Source organism: Thioalkalivibrio nitratireducens DSM 14787, assembly GCF_000321415.2.
GTDB lineage: Bacteria > Pseudomonadota > Gammaproteobacteria > Ectothiorhodospirales > Ectothiorhodospiraceae > Thioalkalivibrio > Thioalkalivibrio nitratireducens.
This window is the reverse complement of sequence record NC_019902.2, coordinates 3,463,307-3,477,775: the sequence shown is the minus strand read 5'-3', so window position 1 is coordinate 3,477,775 and position 14,469 is coordinate 3,463,307. Positions and strand designations below refer to the sequence as shown.

8 protein-coding genes are annotated in these 14,469 nt (G+C 67.1%); 2 read left to right on the top strand and 6 right to left on the bottom strand.

The window, feature by feature from the left end:
* Positions 1-361 precede the first annotated feature (361 nt).
* The 5 genes from TVNIR_RS15880 to TVNIR_RS15860 form a co-directional block, all read right to left on the bottom strand.
* Positions 362-7,537, bottom strand: a complete 7,176-nt coding sequence (locus TVNIR_RS15880) for a PKD domain-containing protein (RefSeq protein WP_015260092.1) — start codon at positions 7,535-7,537, stop codon at positions 362-364.
* A 266-nt stretch (positions 7,538-7,803) separates the two neighbouring features.
* Entirely contained in the window at positions 7,804-7,977 is a 174-nt protein-coding gene (locus TVNIR_RS15875; protein WP_169794282.1) for a hypothetical protein, read from the bottom strand.
* Between the two features lie 85 nt (positions 7,978-8,062).
* Positions 8,063-9,337: an NAD(P)/FAD-dependent oxidoreductase gene (locus tag TVNIR_RS15870; RefSeq protein WP_015260090.1), complete on the bottom strand. Its 1,275-nt coding sequence runs from the start codon at positions 9,335-9,337 to the stop codon at positions 8,063-8,065.
* 406 nt (positions 9,338-9,743) lie between these two features.
* The gene (locus TVNIR_RS19880; protein WP_157092295.1) at positions 9,744-9,956 is read right to left on the bottom strand and encodes a hypothetical protein; all 213 of its coding nucleotides are present in this window, start codon (positions 9,954-9,956) and stop codon (positions 9,744-9,746) included.
* A 202-nt stretch (positions 9,957-10,158) separates the two neighbouring features.
* Positions 10,159-10,623, bottom strand: coding sequence for a hypothetical protein (locus TVNIR_RS15860; RefSeq protein ID WP_015260087.1), 465 nt, complete (start codon positions 10,621-10,623; stop codon positions 10,159-10,161).
* A 307-nt stretch (positions 10,624-10,930) separates the two neighbouring features.
* Here TVNIR_RS15860 and TVNIR_RS15855 point away from each other — a divergent pair, with 307 nt between their 5' ends.
* Complete coding sequence (locus TVNIR_RS15855; RefSeq protein WP_015260086.1) at positions 10,931-12,562, top strand: peptidoglycan-binding domain-containing protein; 1,632 nt, start codon at positions 10,931-10,933, stop codon at positions 12,560-12,562.
* Between the two features lie 255 nt (positions 12,563-12,817).
* Entirely contained in the window at positions 12,818-13,276 is a 459-nt protein-coding gene (locus TVNIR_RS15850; protein WP_015260085.1) for a CBS domain-containing protein, read from the top strand.
* A 72-nt stretch (positions 13,277-13,348) separates the two neighbouring features.
* Here TVNIR_RS15850 and TVNIR_RS15845 read toward each other — a convergent pair whose 3' ends face one another.
* The gene (locus TVNIR_RS15845; protein WP_015260084.1) at positions 13,349-14,401 is read right to left on the bottom strand and encodes a galactose-1-phosphate uridylyltransferase; all 1,053 of its coding nucleotides are present in this window, start codon (positions 14,399-14,401) and stop codon (positions 13,349-13,351) included.
* Positions 14,402-14,469: the final 68 nt, after the last annotated feature.

Genomic DNA, 14,469 nt, shown 5'->3' with positions numbered 1-14,469 from the left:
GGCGAAGGATTTCGGGGAGGCGGCCTGAAATGGCCGGAAACGGTGATCGCCGGCGGACAGGCCGGAGCCGTTTTCGGCGGGAGGTGGCAGAACGGCCAGCCGACGCCTCCAGGCCGTCGGGCCTGCATTTCCTCAGACGGGAATACCCCCCGCTGACCGGCACCCGGTCGGTGTGCTGCCCGGTTATTACGAGACCGTCCAGGGCCACGATTCCCCGGCCATTACTGGCGTTCCGGAACGCCGCAAGCCCTGGCCGAACACAACGCCCCCCTGGACCACAGCATGGCGGGCGCGGACGCATGCTCGTGCGATGGCTCACGCGGAGGCCCGGCCCGCGCCCGTCGCGCCTGCTGGTGACCGTTCAACCGCCGCCCGCGGACGGATCCGGCGTGAAGACCGGCCGGAGCGTATAGCCGCCCTGTCCGCTGGAGCGAACCACCCTCGCAAAATAGGTGCCCGGTGTCAGATCGGCTCGTTCCACTTCAGGGCTATGGCTGGTGCTGGCGCTCGCCAGACGCCGGCCGTCGGCATCTTTCAGCCGCAGGTACACCCGCAGGCTTTCCTCGGCGCTGACCGCGACCGCTACCCGGCCATGCGCTGTGGTCTCGAACCGGAACCAGTCCTCGGTATCGCGCTCACTCCGATCGAGATAGCCCAGCAAACCCTGAGTGTCCTGCCCCAGCGGAATCGGCTGCGCCTGTTCGATACTGTCGTTGGGTTCCCGGTCACTGGCGTAGGTCGTCGCTGCCAGCGTCGGCGTGATCACGTAGCCGCCCTGTCCGCTGGAGCGAACCACCCTGGCAAAATAGGTGCCCGGTGTCAGATCGGCTCGTTCCACTTCAGGGCTATCGCTGGTGCTGGCGCTCGCCAGACGCCGGCCGTTGGCATCTTTCAGCCGCAGGTACACCCGCAGGCTTTCCTCGGCATTGACCGCGACCTTGACCTGGCCATGCGCTGTGGTCTCGAACCGGAACCAGTCCTCGGTATCGCGCTCACTCCGATCCAGATAGCCCAGCAAACCCTGGGTGTCCTGCCCCAGCGGAATCGGCTGCGCCTGTTCGATACTGTCGTTGGGTTCCCGGTCACTGACGTAGGTCGTTGCTGCCAGCGTCGGCGTGATCACGTAGCCGCCCTGCCCGCTGGAGCGAACCACCCTGGCAAAATAGGTGCCCGGTGCCAGATCGGCTCGTGCGACTTCGGGGCTATGGCTGGTGCTGGCGCTCGCCAGGCGTCGACCGCTGGCATCTTTCAGCCGCAGGTACACACGCAGGCTTTCCTCGGCATGGACCGCAACCGTTACCTGGCCATGCGTCGTGGTTTCGAACCGGAACCAGTCTTCGGTATCGCGTTCGTCCCGATCCTGGTAGCCGAGCAGACCCGTGCTGTGCCGGTCCAACGGAATCGGCTCGCCGTGTTGCCGGACCTGTTCGAGGGTATCGTTGGGCCCGGAATCGTTGGCGACGCTTGGCGCGGACAGCCGGGTGCTCAAGCGATAGCCCCCTTCCCCGCTGGAGCGAACGACCCTGGCGTAGTAGGTACCCGGCGCCAGATCGGCCCGTTCGACGCTCGGGCTCGTGCCGGTGCTGGCGCTCGCCAGGCGCCGGCCGTCGGCATTCTTCAGGCGCATGTAGACCCGCAGTCCGTCGTCAGCCTGGACATCGACTCGCAGCGAGCCATGCCGCGGCACCTGGATTGCATGGCGCTGCTCGCGCGTATCGGAATCGAGTTGACCGGAGGCCTGCTCCAGATCGATCACGTCCGGTGGCGTAAGCAGGGAATCGGGATCGACCGTTGCCGCGGGCGGGGCGTCCGCGTCGGCGGGTTCGGCATCATCGGGCGTTGCCGGCACCGGAGGTGGCTGATCCTGCGCCACCATCACACTGCGACTCCCGCGGCCGAGGACCAGACCGGCGGCGTTGGTCGCGACCACTTCCACGGTGTAGCTGCCGGCATTGCTGGCCGAGAACGTCTGGCTGCTGCCGGTGGTGCCGTGGGTGCGGGCGCCGTCCGGTAATACCGACCAGCGGTAGCGCACTTCTCCCGGGGGTGTCGGCTGCACGCTGGCGTTCAGCCGCACCTCCTGCCCGGTGACGACCTGACCGCGGGGCACATCGACCAGCCCGCCGCGCTCGGGGTCCCAGGTCTGCGGGGTCGGGCCGCGGTGAACCGGCTCGCTGATCTGCACCTCGTAGGGCTGCCCCGAGTACGTGGCCTGGATCTCCGCCAGGGTGTCGCCGTGATAGGGCACCCGCACCCAGACATGCAGCGGGATGTCTTGCAGCGGCGCACGATCGCCATCGCCCACCGTGAAGCCGATTCGCGACGCGTTGTCGGTGTAGGTGCTGCGCGCGCTGGGCTGCACCCAGCGGTGATCGACGAGTTCGGCGGGCAGCGCCGGATCGCTGCGCACCTCCACCTGCACCTCGTCACCGACCCGGGCCTGGCCGTGCGGGGGGTCGAACACCAGCTCGAACCGCGGCGGCACCACCTCGATCTCGACCTGCTGCGACTCGACTGTCGGCAGACTGCTGTCCCGGGGCTTGCCCTCGGCCCACAGCAGCACCCGCCCCAGCCGGTCGAACGTGATTCGCGTCGCGGGCTCGGTGGTCACCGGTTCGTCGAAGCTCAGGTCCGGCGTTGCCTGCCAGGTGTAGCGCGTGACTTCGAGCCCGCCGCCGGTCGTCGCCGGCCAGCGGATCTGCGAGCCGTACGTAACCCGGGTGGGTGACTCGGCGATCCGCAGCACCGCGTCCGGCTGGCAGCGCGGCCGGATTCGGTAGTTCCATGCGGTGCCGCTTTCCGGGCCGTAGACGGTCACCTTGAACGCGTCGGCTGCGGCCTTTTCGAACACGTCGTCGGCTGCACCCCGCCCCGGGCCGGTTACGCCGCCGGGGTAGAGCTCGGGTCGGCGCGCGGCGCGCGCGGCCGATCCACGCCAGCCGGTGTCGAGCACCACGTTACCCACCGGGTACTCGACGACGAACTTGTCGGGCACGCTCATCGCGTTGTAGGAGAAATCGAAGGCCGTCCCTTCGGGCAGGCTGCCGATGTCCCAGACCTCGGTCGTCGTGCCGTAGCCCCCGCTCTTCGACGCGGTCCATTCCTCGCAGACGTCCAGAACCTGCTGCCGCTGTTCCTCCAGCTCGGAAAGATCGGGCGGTTCCGGCGCCGCGGGAGGTTCCTCGGGCGCGGTGGGTTCGGCGACGACCTCGGGCGGGGGCGAAGGCGCGTCCGGGTCTTCGAACTCGATCTCGATCGTGGTACGGACCGTTTGCACCCGATCGGGAATCAGTTGCGGATACCCGCTGTTGCAGCCGCGCCGATACCGCAGCGTGACCTGCGCGGTCACCGGGTAGGCCCTCTCCTCCAGCGCCTGGAACATCATTTGCCGGCCATCCGGTGTGCGCTGGGCGACACCGACCTCTTCGCCGTCCAGCGTCCAGTCGATGTCCAGCCAGAGGTAGTACGGCGGGATCGTCCCGCAACCGGGTCGGACCTCGTCACCGGCCAGGATGTCGAGCATCGACGCCAGTTCGGCGTGCAGCGCGGACAGGTCCATGCCGAGCGCTTCGAGCTGCACCGATACCCGGTTCAGTTCCGGCGTCTGCGCCGCTTCGGCGAGCGACACGCCAAGTGCCGCGGGGGCTCGCAAGTTCCCGGTATCGACTTGCAGCGTCAGCGTGGCGTCGTCGAGCATTTCCCAGCGCTCGCGGAATTCCTGCTCCAGGTCGGCGCGCCGGGAATGCCATTGCGCCAGAATCTCGGGTACACACTGCTGCGTCAGGCCGGTGGCCGCATCGACCGCATCGGGTTCGTCGGGGCTCGCGCGCAGGCCATGCCGCGCCGCAACCGCCGCCCGGTCGGCAACGAAATCCTCGACTTCCTCCGGAGTCGGGAACCGGCGCAGCAACTGCTCGATGCCCACCTCGGGCACCGCTTCGTCGAAAGTGCCGGCAAGCAGGATACGGCACGGTTCGGCCAGCAGCGGCCCCGGGTCGTTGACTTCGACGGTCAGTGCCGGTGCGATCACCTGCTCCTGCCCCGTCCAGCTTCCGGGAACCTCCCACTCGGCGAACAGCTCGACGATATTCGGGCCGGGATCGCCGAAACGCAGCTCGACGTCGGCACCGATACCCGACGGCCGGCCGTCGATCCGCCAGCTCAGCGTCGCGTCGTCCGGAATGTTGCTGCGCAATGCGTGGAACTCGTAGGCACGGTCCGGCTCGGCGAGTGCGCCGAGATCGCGCGGCGGCCGAATCGCCAGTTCGGGCAGCAGGGCATCGGCGCGGATATCGACACTCAGTTCGGCGGTCGCGCTGCCGTCGCGCAACACCCGGTCCGATCGGGTCCATTGCGCCCGGACCTCGAGGGTCCGTGGCCCGGGCTCCTCGAACATGTGCAGCAGCGTATCGCCGCGGCCGATTTCCGTACCATCCTCGAACCAGACGTACACCGTCTCCGACGGAATCGCCGTTGCGTCGAGTCCGAATGCGTAGGGTGTATCGGTCGCCGCGCGTTCTTCGATCACCGCCGGTGGCGGCAGGATCGCCAGCGCGGGTTCGACTGGCTGATAGTGAGCACGGAATTCGTCGAGCAGTTCCTCGATCTTCGCGCGTTGCGCGCGCGTATGCTCGAAAGCGGCCGAATGCCGGGTATGCAGATCGTGCGCGGCCCACCATTGCACCCGGTACAGCCTTTGCCGCGCATGCGTTGCCCCCTGCATCGTCGCTGCGGCGTCGTTCAACGCGATCGTCGCGGCGTGGATCGCCGTCTGTATGCGGCGATCGAACGGGTCATCGAGTTGGGCGCGGTTGTCGTTCAGCGCTTCGCGCTTGATCCGCAGCATCTGTGTTTCGTAGCGGTCCAGGTCGTCCATCGTCTCCTGGAACAGGCGCACCGCCAGACTGTGATCAAACGCCGGATCGGCGGTCAGCGGCGGCGAACCAGTCAGTGGCCGCGCAAGCAGCGATTCGGCACCGCCGGTCGCGGTGCGATACAGACTCTCGACGGTATCGCGGATCTCGTGCACCGCCGAATAGGCATCGTGGTAGCGCTGCAACGCCTGCATCGCCTCGATCCGCTGCTCCTCGGCGGACCCGAGCCAGCGCATGATCACGTTGCGCGTGCCCTCGTGGTTCAACCATGCCATCCCCACGCCGTGGATATCGAGTTCGTGGAACAGACGCTCGACTTCGGCGAGCAACGCCAGCGCGGCCTCGTCGCCGCCCTCGAGCCCCTGCTCGGCGCGATGCCGCGATTCGAGCGATTCCGTCACTGCCGCGCACAGCGCCGCCTCGACGTCGTTCCAGGCGGCGGTCCGCTGCTCGAGCAATGGCCGCATCGCATGCTGGGCCGCGGGCTCGAAGCGCGACAGCCCCGCCCAGCCCGGCTCTGCCTGCGCCGGGACGCGCTCGCCCAGCGCCTCGGCAAAATCGTCGATCGTGCCGGTCAGTGTGGCAACCTCGGCGCGCGCATGCTGAACGGCGGGATGCCGCCCCATGAAGCTCGCGGTCCCGCCGTACACGGTGCTCTCGAGCGCGCGCACGAAGGCGCGGGTACCAAAGGCGTTGATTCCGCTCAGCACCTCCTGGCTGAAGTTCCGTTCCTCGGACAACGCCAGCGCCCGCGTGAACACCCCTTCGACCCAGTATTCTCCGCCAGGCTGCAGCACATCGTCGAAGAAGCGGCAGACGGCATCCGATCCGGACCGGTACCCGTCCAGGCCCGTGAATCTGCCGTCGTCGTCGAAGCGCGCGGTCACGTACAGCACCATGAACTGGTGGTCGAACATGACCGCAGTGGTCAGGTCGATTACCGAACCGCCGATCGACTGCACCACCTGCGGCAGCGCGGTCTTGGGCGAAAGCATCAGAATCAGCGACCTGGCCAGCGCGGTGCCGTCGCGTTCGATCAGGCCGGTGTAAAGGTGGCTGGCGATCATCCCGTAGTAGGTCTTCGACGCCAGCGTGCGCCCGAGTGCGATGGCCAGTTCGGCATCGGATTGCGCGTCGCGGACCTGCACCATCAGGTCCAGCCACATCGACAGCGACTGCGCCCGGTTCTGAATCGCCCGGTCGGTGGCGGCGAGGTCGCGGTAGACATCGGCCAGAAAGCGAGAACTCTCGGTCGGGCGGGTCGTCAGCGCCTCGATCTCGGTACCGAACACGCGCAGCAATTGCTGCCCGAATTCGGTCTTGTTCAGGAAGTTGCGCAGGGTGACGACGTCTTCGCGCGCGACCTGCTCGCGCTCGGCCCGGCGCCAGGCCCGAAATTCATCGAGCTGCTGGAGCACGTTCTGTTGTACCCGCTGATCGAGCCGGGACAGCACCTCGCTGCGCCGGGCCGCGGGCAGATCGACCAGTTGCAACGCGAGGATGAAATTGGCCTGGCGGGCCTGCGGACCTTCGGGCATCACCCGGAGAACGTTCCCGAGGGTGTGCGCGTAGTTCTCGCGCGCCTGCTGCGCGAGGTTCTGCATGTCCGTGATGTCGCGCGGCGGCGTGCGGAGGCCGCGGCCGAACTGGGTGCGCGCCTGCGTGTGCAGATGGCGGTTGACCGAATTGATCCGCCGCAGATACTTGTCTCGCTCATATTCGAGCTGCTTGATCCGGGCTTCGTTGATCGCACGCTGACGCGCCGGCGCATCGGCCTGCTCGCGGAGCAGCCGGTCGATCTGCCGCTGCTTGCGTTGGGCCTGATCGACCATCTCGGCGACGTACATCCCGGCGTCGCGGTAGTCGATCGATTCCCCCGGCGTGCGCATCTGCGCCTCGACCCGGGCCGCCTCGACCCGGCTGTAGGTATCGGCGTCGCGGCGGCCGAAGTGCTCGGCGATGCGGTTGAATTCGGTATCGGTGGTCGCGTCGTGGGCGACCATGAAATCGGTTCCGGTGTCGAAATCGCGGGGATCCATCCGCACCGCGCCGCCGCTGCGCCGGCGCACCTCGAGCGCGACGGCCTGACGATACGCGGCCTCGACCCGCTGGATGTCCTCGAGCGTGACCGGCCGGCCGTCCTTGCGCCGGACCAGGAAATCGGTATCCGAGCCGATGCGCCACTCGCCGGCATCCGGTGCCGGCCGTTGCAGATCGAGTTCGTAGGCGCCCAGACCGCCGACCGCCTTGCGCGCGATCCGCAGATTCTCGTGCTGATGCCAGAACATCGCCTCCTGGTACTGGCGGTGCGTAAGATCGCCAATGCCGGGGACGCGATCCCAGTACTGCTCCGAAACGCCGCGCAGCGTGTGCAGATGGTTGATGTTCTTCAGCAGCACCGCCTGGTTGTGCGGATCGCTCAGGTCGGTGGCGGCACGCCAGATCTTATCGGCCGACTCCTGCCCGGCGGCAGAGCCGAGCATACCCGCCAAGAGGAGCAGGCAGGCCAGCAGGCCGCGAAGCCCGGTACGACCGGAGTGCGGGCGGTCGCCACGGCGATCCGGCTTGCTCTGCCAGCCACGGGCCGAGGACCCGTGCGCGCCTGCATTGGCGTCATCGACGGAATGGCGCGTGTAGTGCGGTTGCGGTTTGGTAGAAGGCATGGCTCTCGCGCCCTTTCGCAGCGCTCTCCAGCGCGGCTCGGGTTGCATCCGCAGAGACTGCGCGGGGGCCTGTTTTCCGGAAAGGCCCTTCCGGGTGGTGTCGAGTATCTGGTCCCTGCGTCAATAGCTCTGCTGACAGTGTGGGTTTTGTTCCGAGTTTACCCGAAATATAGACGGCGAGGGGCGCTTCTATTGCGCCGCAACATCGGCGTTTCCCTGACCACACGCTTGCGGCTGCTCGAACGCGCTCTCGTCGCCCTCGGGCGCTAGGTTCCCGTGGTTCGAAGGCTCCGCGCAGGACGCCTGCGCCGATGGCGCATCTGTGACCAGTCGTCGGCCTGCTCGATGAGACCCAGCGTCTCCAGGTGTGCGAAATTGTCGATGGCCGGCCCCGTACTCTCGCCCGCGCAGGTGAGAACGGCCGGGACCCGCTTGTTCATGATCGTGTTCTGCATGCGCCCGCAATGGTTGGAGACCACCGGGGCGACCGGTCATCGCCGCCCCGGATGTCACAGACCCTTCGCGCTAGTTCTCCAGCCGGCGGATGCCAAGGGCGCGCATCATGTACTTCTCGTACAGCGGCTCCGACGTTCCCTTCTTCATCTTTCGAATGAAATACTTCTCGAACGCGATCTTGGCCAGGTGAACCCACTTGCCGGCAGCGAACCAGTTCACGTCGCGCGGCGGCATCTGCGGCAGCGCCACGAAGGCCGCGCCGCGGTCCCCCATGTCGGCCAGGCAGATGGCGTGCCACGAGCCCTTGTAGTGGGCTTCCTTGCCGGCCAGGTCGGCCGCGATGTTGTGCACGATGGCGGTGACCATCGACTCGATCATGTACCCCGTCTTCGGAGCCCCGGTGGGTACCGGGGTCGCCTCCACCGGTGGAATCGCGACGCAGACGCCCGCGGCGAAGATGTTGCGGTAGGTGGGGTTGCGCTGGTGGTCGTCGATTTCCACCAGACCCCTGGCGTTGCACAGCCCCTCGGTCCGGGCCACCGCGTCGACGCCCGCGAAAGCGGGCAGCATCATCGCATGATGAAACGGAAGCTCGTGATTCCGGACCACGTTGCCGAGATCATCGAGTTGCTCGACGAACATGCGGCCCGCCTCGACACGAGTCGTGCGCGCATTGGTGATCCACCGGATGTCGTGGGAACGCAACTCGGATTCGAGCATGCCGCGCGAATCGCCCACCCCGGCGAGGCCCAGATGTCCGATCCACGGCTCGGAGGTCACGAAGGTGATCGGCACCTTGCTGCGCATCTTGCGCTTGCGCAGCGCGCGGTCGAGGATGAAGGCGTACTCGTAGGCCGGGCCAAAACAGCTGGCGCCCGGGAACGCGCCGATGATGACGGGCCCGGGGTTGTCCAGCAGGCGTTTGAAGTCCTCGTGGGCACGTTCGGCATGGTCCACGGTGCAGACGGACTGGGTGTGTCCGCCCTCGGGTCCTGCGCCCTCGACCTCGGAAAACATCAACTTCGGGCCGGTGGTGAGGATCAGGTAGTCGTAATCGAGCGTGTCGCCGTTCTCGAGGCGCAGCTGGCTGACGTCCGGCAGGATCTGCTCGACGCTGGATGCGACGAACGCGATTCGCTTGCGCTCCAGGTACGGCGCAATCGGCAGGGTGATCGCGTCCCGCTTGCGCCAACCGACGGCGACCCAAGGGTTCGACGGGACGAACTGGAAAACGTCGGTGGCGTTGACCACCGTGATCTCGTGCTCCGGCCCGAGTGTCTCGCGTGCCTCATAGGCCGCAGGCATCCCGCCCAACCCAGCCCCAACAATCACCACATGTGCCATATCCTGTTGCCTCCGATGGATGTGTCCTGCGCCATCCCTGCGGTCGAGATCAGCGATGGACGCTGCCATTGGAACGAACGCAGCTCTACCGAGTTCCTCGAATCGGGGTCGAGTGCTCGGCAAAGCGTCGAACCCGCGTGGGCGGGCAGGTGGGCGGGTGCAGGCACCAGGGCATCTCGCGGCCGGCACGCGGTGGTGTCCGTGGTGATACCGCGACCGGCGCAGGACCGCGAACGGATGACCCCATGATCGAACACGCCTCCGGGGTCTCGGCCTGGCCGCCGTGCCGGCAACGACTGGCTGCTGCAGGCCTCCGGTTTCAGGGTGGCTGCTCCGGCTACGCGCCGCCGGAGCAGAGCACCGTGGGGTGTCACCAGGCCAATCGATGGCCGGCGACGGGGCTTCGTCAGAAGGTCTTGCTGTGCGGGACGGTGATATTCCAGGAAACCTGGCCCCCACAGTCCTTCCAGGTTTCTCCAAAGGCCTGGGGGTTCATGTCGGCCCAGATATGCACCTTCAGGACGTCGCCGCTACTGGCGCTGGCCGCGTGCAACGGTATCGTCGTTCCGTCCTCCCCTGGACCCAGGGTGAGTCTCTGGCCGCCAGCGGGTACGGCCACGTTCTGTCCTTCCGGCCAGAGGTAGCCCTGGACGACCATTTTCGCGGTAAAGTCCGTGTGGTTTCTGAGCGTGGCCCTCCAGCCGTTCCGGCGTGACTCGCGCAGGGCCCGACCGCAAGCTTCAGCGGGGTAACACCCCGATGGCATGACGTCCATCCCGATGACCCGGCCTGATCAAGCGGGCGAGGAGTCGGCCGGGTTCCTAAAACGCGAAGTGCACGTGGTCGGTGTTGTTGTCGATATTGATGTCCGGCTGGATATGCACGGTGACCGTTCCCTCAAACTTTCGGACTTCCATCTCGATCACGGTACTGCCCCCCCGCGGAGCCAGCGCCGGAATCGGGCGGATCGCAAGGCGTGCATTGTCGGCAACGGGCATGCGCGAGTATGCAGCCAGGTACGCGGAACAGCGGTTGGAGGGGGTGTAGGGCCCGAGTCCTCTGTTCACGACCGTAACCCGAAGGCGGATCCGGTCACCGACGACATCGCCTTCCGTAGAGGTGATGGCCAGGTCGGGCAGGATCTGCCGTGCGGCATCTGGGATGCGCATCTGCACATCTGGCCGTTCCATGGTGGCGCCCGAGCCACCCCACTGTGCCGGGGCAGCGGTAGCCAGCGCGATCGCGATCGCGATGATGGGAATAAATCCGAAGGTGTGCGGTTTCATCAAATGCTCCTTGCTGCTTCAGTCCCGATCAATTGCCTGTCGGCAATGCTGTTTTCCATAGATCCTGTAAAACCTTATAGACCTTGTGAAGAGCATGGTCAATTGCGGCACGAAACGTGGGCGTCTGCTGCACGATCCGATGGTGCACACCCGAGGACACAGCCTGCCGGCATGCGCCTCGGACCGGGTTGCGTGCACTCCCATTGTGTAGAATCCAGTCGAGTGCGGTGAGCGTTTACGGACGCGACGCCGCACCGGTCGCCCGGATCGGCGGGCGTACCCGATTTCTGTACGGGAGGGCTGTGCCATGTCCGAGTTTCGTGCGATCTGTTGGTCAACTGCACTGCTTGGCTGTGCGGTCGCGTTCGGGTTTTGCTCGCCGGTGCTGGCGCAGCCCGGGACGGGTTTCCCGTCGGGCGAGCCGAGGCTTCTGATCGCGCAGACGTCGGGTACCGTGCTGGAGCTCCAGCGCGAGCTGAATCGGCTTGGATACGGCGCGGGACCCGAGGACGGGCTGATGGGCGCGAGAACACGCGAGGCGATCGAGGCCTATCAGCGCGAACACGACCTGCTGGTCGACGGCCGGGCCTCCGGGGCCCTGCTGTCGCATGTGCGCGCCACCGCGCAGGCCCGGACGCCTGCCGCCCCCGTGCCGCTGCCGCCGGGATTCGTGCCGGTGTCGCAGCTGGTTGCGGACATTCAGGAGGCGCTGCGTAGCCTTGGCTACGACGCGCCAGCCCCGTCCGGTCGACTCACCGAGGCAACGCGGGACGCGATCCGTGCCTACGAGGCCGACCGTGGGCTGTTGGTGTCCGGTGAGCCGAGTGCCGAGCTGCTGGAGCACATGCGCCGTCGCATCGCTGACCAGCAGCCCGCCCCAGCGGTCGATGCCGACACGATCGCCGGTATCCAGGCCGAACTGCGCCGGCGCGGTTACGCGATCGCCGTGGTCAGCGGCCGGATGGACACGCAGACCCGCGAGGCCATCCGCGAGTACCAGCAGGGGCGGGGCGTGCCGGTGACCGGTAAGCCCAGCCCCGCACTGCTGGCAGAACTGCGCGCGGCCGATGCCGAGCCGATCACCGATCCGGTCGTGACCCGTGACCAGCGTGCCGCGGCCCAGCGGATCCTGAACGCCCGGGGCTACGGCGCGGGGCCGCCGGACGGTGTACTGGGTCCGCGCAGCCGGGATGCAATCCGGACCTTCCAGGCCGACCACGATCTGCCCCCGACCGGCGAACTGACGTCGCGTACGCTGGAACTGCTCGGAATCGACGTTGCTTCAGAGGTGCCCGTCGCCGAGCCCCGCCCGTTCCGGGTCCGGGTCCACGATGCCTTCGCCGACGGCGACTACACGCGCGATCCGGCCTGGCGCGTCGCGTCCGGACAGTTCGAGGTCCGCGGCGGTGGCCTGACATCGGTGATCGTGCCGCCGTCGGCGCGTCCCGAGGATATCGGGCGCCAACTGCTGGGCGGGCTGCTGCAACAGCAACTCGGTATCACCATTCCGGGGCAGGAGAGCGCGGCGGTCGCCTATCTGCCGACCCGCATCACCCAGGAGTTCCGCGTGACCGCGGTGGTATCGGGATCCGCCGAATCTTTCGGCCACATCGATCTGGGGCCCTATGCAAGTGACATCCTGAACCACGGTTACCGGCTGAGCTACCGCGCCAGCCAGACGCGACCGCTGCAATTGCTGCTCGTCGACGAGAGCGGGACGTCGGTGATCGCCAGTGCTCGCTTAGACGCGGCCTCCGGTCGATCCCACCGGCTGGTCTGGGAGAGGGATGGCGATGGCCGGATGCGGGTATCCAGCGACGGCGAGATGCTGATCGACGTCGTCGACCGGAATCTCGAGTCGGACTTCGAGGGCTTCTCGCTGATCAACGGCGGCGGGGAATGGACGCTGCACGAGGTGACCGTGGAGGATCGCCGCTAGCAGTCTGTCGGGCTTGGGCTGCTAGCAAAACGAACCGGCAACGATTTTTTCGCATGTCCTGCGCGCCCTGCATTGGTTTTTCACCGAATCGGCCCGTGCCGCGGCGCACTGCCGGTTGACGGGTGAAGACCGCGGCGGGACACTCGTCGGCAAGAGGACGCGGAGATGTCCGGCCCAGGTCCGCGTCCGCGGGGGGAGCGGCGATCGATCTGGCGGTGCCGCTCGGGACCGACGAACCATAACGGAGAAAACGATATGTCTGTCGGGGAGATCTGCAACAAAGAAGTCGTTTCCATCGACCGCAAGGCCTCGGTGTACGAGGCGGCACGCATGATGCGCAATCACCACGTCGGCAGCCTGGTGGTCGTCGATCAGAACTCGACCACGCCGATGAAACCGGTCGGCATCGTGACCGACCGCGACCTGGTGGTGGAGATCATGGCGAAGGAGGTGCCGGAGGAGGTATTGACCGCCGGCGACATCATTGCGCCGGAGCTGCTGACCGCCCGCGAGTCGGACGGCATCTGGGAGACCATCATGCGCATGCGTGCGATGGGCGTTCGGCGCCTGCCGGTGGTGAACGCCGGCGGCAACCTGTCCGGGATACTGACGATGGACGACCTGCTCAAATTCCTGGCCGACGAGTTCAGCGACATCGTCCGTCTGATCCGGCGCGAGCAGATCCGGGAACGGGACACCCGGCCTCCGGACTGACGATCTGGCGCCGCCCGCGTTGGTTTCCGGGCTCGCGGTCGGTTCCCAGCGTGCCGGCACATGCCCGCGCAGTCAGCTCCCGAAAAAGGGGCGGGCGCCAGCCGCGAGCGTTTCCGGGCGGTGCAGCATCAGTTCGGTCTGCAGGCCCTTCTGCAGGTAGAAATCGTCACACCGGTAGTCGGGTGCCGGGTTCTGCCGGGTGATGATCCGGAGCAGGCACTGGAATCCGTCCGGCCGGGCCGGTTCCCGGCGCGCGTAGAGCGTGTAGTTGAAGCTCAGGTGCCCGAGATCCTCGTAGAATCGCAGGGTCGCCGACAAGCCCCGTGCGAGGTCGCGCAGCTCCCCTTCGTCGAGACGCAGCAGATCTCCGTCGGTTTCGTGCACCGCGACGATCTCGTTGCTGCCCAGCGGCGAGAACGCCGCGAGCCAGTGCCAGCGGCCGGTCGCGGCAATGTACCGGTCGCCGGAGGCGCGTTCCAGCTCGATCAGATCCCGGTGATACGGGGTTCCCTCGCGCGCGAGGTAATCCCGGCAGCCCCGCGCCAGCCGGGCGTGGTGGCTATAGGGTTCCGAGCCGATCAGCATCTGGAAATGCGGGTGCATCAGGCTGGCGCCGGCAGGAAACAGGTAGTTCCCGTGCATGCTGAGCCAGGCTGCATTCGGGTCGTGGCGCTGTGCCGCCTGCGCCACGCGTCGCAGCGCTGCCCAGGCGTTGCCGATCCGTTCCGGCGAGAACTCGTGCAGTTCCAGGAAATGGGCCTCCGACACGATCGCGACCGAGTGATGCCCGCCCATCGCGATCAGGTTGGGAAACGCGACCGCCTCGCCGACGCGGACCGTTCCGCCCGGGATCCAGTCGTCCGGGAAGCGCGCCACGCCAGCGACGCGGTCGGGGCAGAACACGCAGTGTGCGGGGCCTTCGTGCGCGAGCCGGGCGACGAGATCCCGGTCGACGTCGTTCAGGAACACCTTCAGCCCTTGCTCGATCGCCGGGTTGTACACGCTGGTGTGGCCCAGCAGCGGATCCCGGTAGACCTCGATGCGCTGGCGCTCGGGTGCGAAGTCCTTCAGCGGGTTCAGCAGCTCGAGGCTGTCCTCGAAGTGTTCGAACGCGATCGCGGCCATGCCTTCCTCCATTGCCGGCGGGGGCGTGTACGGCTCCGGGTGCGCCGAGCCGTGCGACAATACCGTGA

What these genes read in the sequence shown, in the direction of transcription:
- TVNIR_RS15875 (WP_169794282.1), bottom strand. Translation starts at nt 7,977, where the DNA reads ATGAACAAGCGGGTCCCGGCCGTTCTCACCTGCGCGGGCGAGAGTACG.
- TVNIR_RS15880 (WP_015260092.1), bottom strand. Translation starts at nt 7,537, where the DNA reads ATGCCTTCTACCAAACCGCAACCGCACTACACGCGCCATTCCGTCGAT.
- TVNIR_RS15855 (WP_015260086.1), top strand. Translation starts at nt 10,931, where the DNA reads ATGTCCGAGTTTCGTGCGATCTGTTGGTCAACTGCACTGCTTGGCTGT.
- TVNIR_RS15845 (WP_015260084.1), bottom strand. Translation starts at nt 14,401, where the DNA reads ATGGCCGCGATCGCGTTCGAACACTTCGAGGACAGCCTCGAGCTGCTG.
- TVNIR_RS15850 (WP_015260085.1), top strand. Translation starts at nt 12,818, where the DNA reads ATGTCTGTCGGGGAGATCTGCAACAAAGAAGTCGTTTCCATCGACCGC.
- TVNIR_RS15860 (WP_015260087.1), bottom strand. Translation starts at nt 10,623, where the DNA reads ATGAAACCGCACACCTTCGGATTTATTCCCATCATCGCGATCGCGATC.
- TVNIR_RS15870 (WP_015260090.1), bottom strand. Translation starts at nt 9,337, where the DNA reads ATGGCACATGTGGTGATTGTTGGGGCTGGGTTGGGCGGGATGCCTGCG.